General features: G+C 67.7%; 6 protein-coding genes. 4 read left to right on the top strand and 2 right to left on the bottom strand.

From position 1 onward, the window contains the following. Positions 1-140: 140 nt before the first annotated feature. Positions 141-770, top strand: a complete 630-nt coding sequence (locus LRA89_RS08905; RefSeq protein ID WP_230769872.1) for a DUF4198 domain-containing protein — start codon at positions 141-143, stop codon at positions 768-770. Between the two features lie 88 nt (positions 771-858). On the opposite strand, the gene LRA89_RS08900 is transcribed toward LRA89_RS08905, so the two are convergent. Further along, entirely contained in the window at positions 859-2,835 is a 1,977-nt protein-coding gene (locus LRA89_RS08900; RefSeq protein ID WP_230769871.1) for a sialate O-acetylesterase, read from the bottom strand. Positions 2,836-3,013: 178 nt separating this feature from the next. Here LRA89_RS08900 and LRA89_RS08895 point away from each other — a divergent pair, with 178 nt between their 5' ends. Genes LRA89_RS08895 through LRA89_RS08885 form a run of 3 tightly spaced genes read left to right on the top strand, consistent with a single transcriptional unit; the run spans position 3,014 to position 7,889 of the window. After that, positions 3,014-4,915 carry an NPCBM/NEW2 domain-containing protein gene (locus tag LRA89_RS08895; RefSeq protein WP_230769870.1) on the top strand — a complete coding sequence of 634 codons (1,902 nt, stop codon included), beginning with the start codon at positions 3,014-3,016 and terminating at the stop codon, positions 4,913-4,915. Then, on the top strand, positions 4,912-6,255 hold the full coding sequence (locus LRA89_RS08890; protein WP_230769869.1) for a glycoside hydrolase family 27 protein: 1,344 nt from the start codon (positions 4,912-4,914) through the stop codon (positions 6,253-6,255). Before LRA89_RS08895 ends, LRA89_RS08890 begins: the two co-directional genes overlap by 4 nt. Beyond that, positions 6,255-7,889, top strand: coding sequence for a glycoside hydrolase family 43 protein (locus LRA89_RS08885; RefSeq protein ID WP_230770010.1), 1,635 nt, complete (start codon positions 6,255-6,257; stop codon positions 7,887-7,889). The genes LRA89_RS08890 and LRA89_RS08885 overlap by 1 nt, the downstream gene beginning before the upstream one ends. Before the next feature lie 63 nt (positions 7,890-7,952). On the opposite strand, the gene LRA89_RS08880 is transcribed toward LRA89_RS08885, so the two are convergent. Next, positions 7,953-10,145 carry a TonB-dependent siderophore receptor gene (locus tag LRA89_RS08880; protein WP_230769868.1) on the bottom strand — a complete coding sequence of 731 codons (2,193 nt, stop codon included), beginning with the start codon at positions 10,143-10,145 and terminating at the stop codon, positions 7,953-7,955. Between the last annotated feature and the right edge of the window lie 31 nt (positions 10,146-10,176).

Genomic DNA, 10,176 nt, shown 5'->3' with positions numbered 1-10,176 from the left:
TTCCCCCTTATGCGATTCACTCTCAATATGAAGCGCATCTATCGGCACAATTCGGACAATGCAACGCTATTGCGACCTATTCGCATTCTTACTATGCCAGCGGCAATCGCGGACGCCCTTGTCCGCCCCGGGAGATTATCATGCGAACGCTGGCGCTTATCCTTGCCCTTACCCTGCCCACCGTCGCGCAGGCGCACGAAGTCTGGGTCGAGCGCGACGGCGCGGGGCCGGCGCGCATCTACCTCGGCGAACCGGCCGAGCCGATGCCGGCGGGCGGCGATCCCGAGTTCAAGCGGCTGGTCGCGCCGAAGTTCGTCGGCACCACCGCCACCCGCAGCGATCGCCGGGCGGGCTATATCGAGGCGATGGTGCCAGCGAAGGGCGACCTGCGCGTGACCGACGATACGGTGTTCGCGCCATGGGGCGCGGAGGGTGCGAAGGAAGCGGTGATCTATTATGCGCGCGCCGGGCGCAGCGATACCAGCACCGCCATGCCGTATGAGATCGCGCCGCTCACCGCCAACGGCAATCGCTTCGCGCTGATGCAGGGCGGCAAGCCGGTCGCCGATGCCAAGGTGACGGTGGTGTCGCCCGATAAATGGACGAAGGTGCTGAGCGCCGACGCGAACGGTATCGTCACCGTGCCGCTGCGTGGGGGAGGCCGCTATCTGTTGAGCGCGACCAAGGAGGAAACCGGCCAGTTGGCGGTGCCCGCAGGACCGGTCGCCAAAATCTATCACACCGCCACCACGACCTTCGTGGCGAAATAGGGATACTCTCCGATCGACGCCGGTGCTTCAATCGAAACACCGGCGTCTATGGATTCCCGCCTTCGCGGGAATGACGACGCGGAGAAGCCTACTTCACCGGCAACACGAACGGCGCGGCCGGGAGGTCGGCCTTGTCGAACAGGTTGACGAACGGCGCGTCGGCCCACGCATAGCGCACCCGCGTCACCCCGGGCCGGTTGGCGCCGGGCAGCACCACCGTCTCGCCGCGCGGCACGGCGGTGGCATAGCTGCACGTCTCGCCCGCGCACGTTTCGAACCCGATCGCCTGCGCGCCGCTGTAGCTTTGCAATCCGCCCAGTGCGTTGCGATAGCGCACGACCAGATCGGCCCCGGCGCGGGTCACGTCGACCGCTTCCGGCCCCGATCGCGTGCCCGGTTTGCCATAGGCGATGACGCTCGCCAGCCGGGCCAGCCGCTCGCCGACCAGCGTCTTCTGCGTCGGATGGATGTCGAACCGGTCGCCGACGTCGATCGTCACCGCCAGCCCCGCATCGGCATCGGCCGCGACCGCTTCTGCCTGCGCCTGGCGCAATTCGGCCCAGCTCGACTGGCCGGGCGTCGTCATCGGCTTGCCGTAGGAAGTGAGCTGCACGACGAAGAACGGCAGTTTCGGCGCATCGAACGCCCGCCGCCAGTCGGCCATCAGCAGCGGCAGCAACCGGCGATAGGCGCCGGCTTCCGCCGCGTTCGATTCCCCCTGATACCATGCCGCCAGTTTCAGCCCGTAGCCGGCGAACGGCGCGATCATGCCGTTGTAGAGCGTAGTCAGGCTGTTGGGCGTATCCCATGGTGGCGGGGCGATCCACTTGTCCTTGAGCGGCGTACCCTTGGCATAGCGCCACGGCCCCTTGAACGGGACGAGCGTGCCATCGGCCAGTTCGACCCCGCGCGGTGCGGGGCTGGCGAAGCCGCCGCCGTTGGCGCCGCCCAGCACGCGGATCGCCACGACGTTGCGCCCGGCATGAAGCCTGCCCGCCGGGATCGCATAGCCGCGCCATGCCCATTCGATGCTGCCACCGCCGACATAGGTGCCGTTGACATAGCTTTCGTCGAACTTGTCGATCGGCCCCAGCCGCAGCGTCCTGGCGGCGGCGGCCTGTTCGGGGGTCAGCTCGATCGTGGTGCGCAGCCACACCGCGCCCTCGAAATCGGCCAGCGCGGGAATTCCCGCCTGCCGCCATGCCGCTTCCTTGATCGTGCCCCAGGCCGCGTCGTCGAAGCCCTCGGTCCGCCATGCGCGCTGGCCGGTCGCGGCGGGATCGTTCGCCTGCCACCATGCCTCGCGTCGTTCGCCATCGGCGAGGATCGCCGCCGCCGGATCGCGCCCATATTGCGCCACCGCCGCCACGCCGGCGCGCAGGTCGGGAACGGTCGACAGCGCGGGCGCGCTGATCCAGCTTTCGATCCGCGTGCCGCCCCATTCGGACGAGATGAAGCCGATCGGCACCTTCTCCGACTGGCGCAGCGAGCGGGCCATGTAATAGCAGACCGCCGAGGCATCGCCGACCGTCTCGGGCGAGACCTGGGCCCATTTCGCGCGCTTGTCGAGGTCGCGGGCGACGTTCGGCCGGTTGGCGTCGTCGATCACGACGAAGCGCAGCCCGGTATCGGCCGACGAACGGGTCGTGCCCCAGGCGTTGGTCGAGGCCGACACCTTGAACTCCATGTTCGACTGGCCGCCGCACAGGAACACGTCGCCGACCATGATGTCGCTCAGCGTCTGCGCGGCCGCGCCGGCGCTGCCGACCGACAGCGTGTACGGCCCGCCCGCCGGCATTGCCGGGAGCGTGGCGCGCCAGTTGCCGTCGCTGCCGACCTTCGCGCTCACCCAACGATCGCCCAGTTGCACGCTGACCGTACCGCCGGGTGTGCCGGTGCCCCAGACAGCGATCGGCCGGTCGCGCTGCACCACCGCATGATCGGCGAAGATGTTTGCGAACTGCGCGCCTGTCGGCGGCACCGCCGTCGCCTGGCCGAAGGCCGGCACGGCCGCCCCCAACATCGCCGCGCCCGCCAACCATTGCATCGCCCGCCGTCTGGCCATCATCCGCATCCCACTCCCCGACTCACAAATTGACATCGCTATCATGGCGCAGGTCATCGGCCCGCGCCACGGCCGATCCTTTAGCGGCGTGGATGTAAAAAGCGCGTTGACGCTCCCTGGTCAGACAAATACGCCGATCCGAACGCCGCAAAGGCCGGGATCGAACGGGGAGAGTAGCATGGCATCGTGGAGACGCTGGACCGGAGGGCTGTTGCTCGCCGCCGCCGCCCTGCCCGCCGTCGCGGCGGGACAGGCGCTTGCCCCCACTGGTCGCTGGAGCGCCAACACCGCCGGCCGCGCCAGTTTGCCGCCGATGGGCTGGAATAGCTGGAACGCCTTCTACACCGATGTCGACGAGGAGAAGGTGCTCGCCTCGGCGAAGAGCATCGTCGATTCCGGTCTTGCCGCCAAAGGCTATCGCTACGTCAACATCGACGACGGCTGGTGGCTGCAACGCCGCCAGCGCGACGGGCGGGTGCTGATCCGCACCGCCACCTTCCCCTCGGCACGGACCGCCGACGGCGCCACCAGCTTTCGCCCGCTGACCGACCGGCTGCACGCCATGGGGCTGAAGGCCGGCATCTATACCGACATCGGCCGCAATTCGTGCGGGCAGGCCTATACCGCCAACGGCCCGAACCAGCCCGAAGGCAGCATGGCCGAGCGCGAGATCGGGCTGTACGACCATGTCGATGGCGATATTCGCGCCTATTTCGCCGAATGGGGCTTCGATTACATCAAGGTCGATGGCTGCGGCATCCGCGCGCTCGGCCCCGACAGCAAGATGGTGCAGGGTGGCCGCTACCGTGCGCTGGGGCCGATCGTCGACGTCGATTCGCTCGGCCGGACCGACATTGCGGCGGTGCGCGGGCTGTACCAGCAGGTCGCCGACGCGCTGAAGCGCCACAATCCCGATGGCGACTATATCTTTTCGGTCTGCCTGTGGGGATCGGCCGACGTCCGCTCTTGGGGGCGGTTCATCGGCGGCACGTCGCGCACCAGCGAGGACATCACCGCGTCGTGGACGCGGATGCTCCACAATCTCGACAGCACGTCGCGCCGCGCGCTCTATGGCCATCCCGGTTCGTGGAACGATCCCGACATGCTGTTCATCGGCACCGGCGATTTCGACAAGGATCACCTGACCGAAGCGCGCGCGCATTTCTCGCTGTGGGCGATGGTCAACGCGCCGCTGCTGATCGGCTATGATCTGCGCAAGGCGGGGCCGGAGCTGATGGCGATCCTCGGCAACGAGCGGATCATCGCGCTCAACCAGGACCCGGCCGGCAACCAGGCGACGTTGGCGTTCGATAGCGAGGACGTGCAGATCTACGTCAAGGCGCTGGCCGACGGGACCAAGGCGGTGGCGATCCTCAACCGTCGCGACAAGCCGTTCGACGCGACGCTGACCGCCGATCACCTGAAACTGCGCGCCGATGCCGACATCAGCCTCGACGATCTGTGGACCGGCACGCGGACCAGCTTCCGCGACGAACGGAAGTTCACGCTCGCCGCGCATCAGGCGCTGGTGTTCCGCGCGCGGGGCGGCCGGCAGTTGCCGAACGGGCTGTATCTCTCCGAACTGCCCGGGCGGGTGAACCCGGCGGTCGATGGCATCACGGTGCCGGAGAACGAACCGATGATCCACCGTGGCATCCTCCATTGGAACAGCACGCGCGGCGGCGGCGAGCGGCCGCGCTATGCCGGCTGGGGCGGCGCGCAGGTCGACGCCACGCCCTATGGCGAGACGCTGGGTATCGCCGGCAAGCGCTATGCGACCGGCCTTGGCGTGCTCGCCAATTCGCGGCTGGAGGTTCGCGCGGGCGATGCGAAGCGCTTCACCGCCTCGGTCGGGGTCGACGACACCGCGCGCGACCGCAGCCATCCGGTCCGCTTCCTCGTCTATGGCGACGGCCGGCTGCTCGCCCGGTCGAAACCGATGCGTTTCGGCGAGGCGGCGGTCCCGATCGCCGCCGATGTCGCCGGGGTGAAGCTGGTCGAGCTGGTCGCGGAAGGGAAAACCGGCGAACGCTTCCCCGATCCGGTGGTGTGGGCCGATGCCGCGTTGGTGACGCAGTGACCCGCCTGTCGCGCCGCACGCTGATCGCCGCCGGCGGCATCGCGCCCGCCGCCGCCGCCGGCATCGCCCGTGCCGCCCCGCGCAAGGGCGCGCCGCTCGCCCCCACCCCGCCGATGGGCTGGAATAGCTGGAACAGCTTCGCCACCACGATTACCGAGGCGCAGGCGCTGGAAACCGCGACGATCCAGCGCGACCGGCTGCTGCCGGCGGGCTATTCGATCTTCACCATCGATATACAATGGTACGAACCCGGCGCGACCGGATACGAATATCGCGCCGATGCGGTGCCGGTGCTCGACGGGCACGGCCGGTTGCAGCCCGACCCGAAGCGCTTTCCTTCCGCCGCCGACGGTCGCGGTTTTCGCAGCATCGCCGACCGGGTCCATGCGATGGGCCTGAAATTCGGCATCCACCTGATGCGCGGCATCCCGCGCGAGGCGGTGCGACGCAACCTGCCGATCCTCGGCACCCGGTATCGCGCGCAGGACATCGCCGACCCGACCAGCATCTGTTCGTGGAACAGCGACATGGTCGGTGTCGACATGCGCCGGCCCGGTGCGCAGGCCTATTACGACAGTGTGTTCGCGCAATATGCCGACTGGGGCGTCGACCTCGTCAAGATGGACGACATGAGCCGCCCGTATGATTCGCATGCGCCCGAGATCGAGGCGGCCGCCGCCGCGATCCGCCGCTCGGGCCGGCCGATCCTGCTGAGCCTGTCGCCGGGCGAAACGCCGTTGTCCTCGGCCGACCACGTCCGCGCGCATGCGCAGATGTGGCGGATCAGCGACGATTTCTGGGACGAATGGGCGCTGCTCGACGCACAGTTCACCCGGCTGGAAAACTGGCAGCGCTATGCGGGGCCGGGCGGCTGGCCCGATGCCGACATGCTCCCGCTCGGCCGGCTGGCGCTGGGGCAGCGCGACACGAAGTTCACGCCGCCCGAACAGCGCACGCTGATGACCTTGTGGTCGATCGCCCGATCGCCGCTCATCATGGGCGGCGACCTGCGCCATCTCGACGCGGCGACGCTGGCGTTGCTGACCAACCCGGAAGTGATCGCGGTCAATCAGGCGAGTTCGCGCAACCGCCCGCTCCACGTTCAGGACGGGATGCGCGCGTGGGAAGCGCGTGCGGCGAACGGCGATACCTATCTCGCGCTGTTTAACCCGACACCCAAGGCGGCCCGGATCGGGATCGATCCGCGCTGGCTGAACCTCGCCGGGCGGCTGCGCGTCCGCGACCTGTGGGCGCGTGCCGACCTGCCACCCGTAACCGGCCGGATCGAGGCCGACCTGCCGTCGCACGGTGCGGCGCTCTATCGGCTGGCGGCGGCGTGATGCGGATGCTGCTCGCCACGCTCGCGCTGTTCGGGACGGCTGCTGTCGCCAGCGAACCGGCGCGCTTCAGCGAATTCCGCTATACCGGTCGCACGATCGATCGCGCGGTGCCCGGCCCCGACCAGTATCGCAACCCGATCCTAGCGGGCTATTATCCCGATCCGTCGATCGTGCGCGTCGGCGAGGAGTATTACCTCGCCAATTCGTCGTTCGCGCATTTTCCCAGCATCCCGATCTTCCATTCGCGCGATCTGGTCCACTGGACGCAGATCGCCAACGCGATCGACCGGCCGACCCAGCTCGATTTCAGCAGGCGGCGTGTGTCCGAAGCGGTGTTCGCGCCCGATATTTCCTATCACGCCGGCACCTTCTACATCGTCAACACCTGTGTCGAATGCGGCGGCAATTTCGTCATCACCGCGCGCGATCCCAAGGGGCCGTGGTCCGACCCGGTGTGGCTGCCGTTCGAGGGGATCGATCCGTCGATCCACTGGGAAGGCGAGCGCGCATGGATCGTCAACAACCGCGCCCCCGCCGGACCTGCCCGGTACGAGGGGCATCGCGCGCTGTGGATTCAGGAATTCGACTGGCGCGCGGGCAGGATGATCGGTCCATCGACCCAGATCGTCGACGGCGGGGTCGACATCACCAGGCAGCCGGTGTGGATCGAAGGACCGCATATCCTGCGGAAAGACGGCTATTATTACCTGACCGCCGCCGAGGGCGGGACCGAGGTCAATCATTCCCAGGTCGTGTTCCGATCGCGCGCGTTGCTCGGGCCGTATGTGCCGTTCGCCGGCAATCCGATCCTGACGCAGCGTGATTTGCCCGCCGACCGGGCGAACCCGATCACCTCGGCCGGCCATGCCAAATTCGTCCAGACGCAGCGCGGCGACTGGTGGGCGACCTTCCTTGCCGTGCAGCCCTATGCCGGTGATTATTACAACACCGGGCGCGAGACGTTCCTGCTGCCGGTGACATGGGTCGACGGCTGGCCGGTGATCCTGCCCAAGGGCCAGCCGATCCCGCATGTCGCCGGCCGCCCCGCGCTGCCGCGCCAGCCCGCGCCGGCGCGGCCGACGACCGGCGACTTCGCCTATGTCGACCGGTTCGACACGCCGAGGCTGGGTCTGGCGTGGGTCGGCATCCGCACGCCACGCACGCCGGTGTACAGCATCGCGGGCGGCGAGCTGATCGTTCCCGGCGGAGCGGCGCTTGGCGACCAGAACGGCGTGCCGGGCTTCGTCGGCCGGCGGCAGCAGCATGCGACGGCGACGGTGTCGACGACGGTGCGCTTCGCCCCGACCGGCGACGGTGATCGCGCCGGGCTGGTCGCGTTGCAGAGCGACCGGAGCTATCTGTTCTTCGGCGCCACGCGGATCGCCGGCCGACCGGCGATCGCGCTGTTCACCCGCGACAAGGGCGACGAACGCCTCATCGCCTCCACGCCATGGAACGGCACCGGCCCGGTCACGCTGACGCTGCGGATCGACGGCGGCACGATCGCGGTCGACTATCGCGCCGGTGGCAGGGCCGCGACGCTGAAAACCGGGCTCGACGCCCGGTTCCTGAGCACGGCGACGGCGGGCGGCTTCACCGGCACGGTCATCGGCCCCTATGCCTGGCGCAAATAGGTGTCCCCGGACCAGTGCCATAGCACTGGCCCGGGGACAGGCGTTACGGACGGCGTTCCGCGCTCAGTAGCTGTAGCCGACGCGCACCATGAACTGGCGCGGTGCGCCCGGCAGCGTCCACAGCCGCGAATAGGAGCTGGGGAAATACTGCTTGTCGAACAGATTTGTGACTTCGCCCGACACGCGGATGCGGTCGGTCGGTTCGAACGCGGCGGTCAGCCGGGTCAGCGTATAGCCCGGCAGATAGTAGAAGTCGCCGTTCGGGAAGCGATAGCCGGTCTCGCCCAGCCGTCGCCCGACATAATTCACCCCCGCGCCCAGCGTCAGCCGGCTGCTGCCGATGTCGAAATCCTTGAAGATCAGCGCGCTGCCGCTGTTCTTGGCGATGTTGAGCAGCGGATCGCCCTTGCGCAGCCCGAACCCGAAATTGGGGTCGAGCGCGTCCTGCGCCACCGTCGCGTCGATATAGGCGTAATTGAACTGGACGCGGAACCCGGCGGGTAGATTGCCCGACAGTTCGGCCTCGACGCCCTTGCTCTGCGCCCTGCCCACCGCCAGCGAGAAGTTGGCGTTGACCGGGTCGGCGGTCAGCACGTTGCTCTTGGTCGTGCGGAACAGCGCGACTGTGCCGGTCAGCCGGTTGTGGAACAGCGCGACCTTGGCCCCTGCCTCGTAGGATTCGGTGCGTTCGGGAAGGAACGGGTTGTTGTTCGCATCGGTGCCGTTGTTCGGGCGGAAGCCGCGCCCGTAATTGGCATAGATCGAGAGCGCATCGCCGATCAGATAGGTCGCGCCGACCGAGGGGCTGAACGCGGTCTTGAACTGCTGGGTCCGGCGCCCGCCGACACGCTCGTCGATCACCTGTTCGAATTCGTCGTAGCGCCCGCCGAAGCGGACCTTCAGCGCATCGGTCACATCGACCTGATCCTGAAGATAGCCACCCCAACTGAACTGCCGTTCCAGATAGCTCTGGAAGGTGCCGGTCGCGGGCTGCTTGCCATAGACCGGGTTGAAGATGTCGACGCGGTTGCCCGCCACCAGATTGCCCGCCGCCTGCGACGCGACCAGCGGCGGACGATAACGGTTCTGGATCACGTCCAGCTCATACTGGTCCCAGTCGGCACCGACGATCATGTGGTGGGTGAGCGATCCGGTGGCGAATTCGCCGCTCAGCTCGCCGCGGAACGTAAGATCGGTGGTCGAATAGTCGCGGGCGCGGCGCTGGCGCGACAGGGTGGTGCCGTCGGTATAGAGCCGCTGGCGACCGGCGGCCAGTTCCGCCTCGGTCGAGGTGCCCTTGAAGAAGGTGTCGCGATAGCCGACGCCCAGCACCAGCGACCAGTCGGAACTGAAATCATGCTGCAATTGCGCCTGATGCCCCTTGGCGCGGACATGGACCGGACCGTCGCCCGGTTCGCCGAAGAACCGTTCGCGCGGAACCAGCGACAGATTGCCGCCCGGCGCGACGATGCCGCGATCGAACATCACCTTCTGGTCGATATATTCGAATTCATAGCTGGCCGAGCTGTCGCGCCCGAGCTTCACCAGTACCGACGGCGTCACCGTCACCTTCTGGCTCGATATGAAATCGCGGAAGCTGTCGGCGGATTCGGCGGCGCCGGTCACGCGCACCGCGATCTTGCTCGACAGCGGCACGTTCACATCGCCCTCGCTGCGATAGTTGTTGAAGCTGCCCGCCGACAGGATCGCGCCGCCGTGCAGGTCGAACCCCGGCTTCTTGGTGATGATGTTGACGGTACAGCCCGGTTCGCCCCGCCCGAACAGCGACGAGTTGGGGCCTTTGAGCACCTGTACCTGTTCGACGTTCGACATGTCGCGCGATCCGCCATAGCCGCGCGCGCCGTTGAACCCGTTCACCAGATAGTTGCTGGCCGTTCCCTCATCGCCGGTGAAGCCGCGACAGGCGAACACGTCGAACAGCCCGCCGAAATTATTCTGCCGCGCGATTCCGGTCGCGAAGTCGAGGGCGTTGTCCAGCCGGGTGATCCCGGCATCCTTCAGCGTCGCGGCGGACAGGATCTGGATGCTCTGCGGCACTTCGATGGTGGGGACGTTGGCGACATATTGCTGACGCTGACCCTGCACCACGATGTCGGCCTGCTGGTCGGGTTCGGCGTCGGCCGTCGCGGCGGCAGCAACACCGGCGGTCGCGGCGACATCCTGTGCGGTGGCGGCGACGGGCATGGTGAACGCCAGAGCGGCGGCACTGAGGAAAAGCAGTTGTCGGTTGCGCATAAGAACCCCCCAAGCATGAAACGGCTGTCGC

The sequence above is a fragment of the Sphingomonas sp. Leaf4 genome (assembly GCF_920939515.1).
GTDB lineage: Bacteria > Pseudomonadota > Alphaproteobacteria > Sphingomonadales > Sphingomonadaceae > Sphingomonas.
This window is presented reverse-complemented; position numbering and strand designations above follow the sequence as displayed.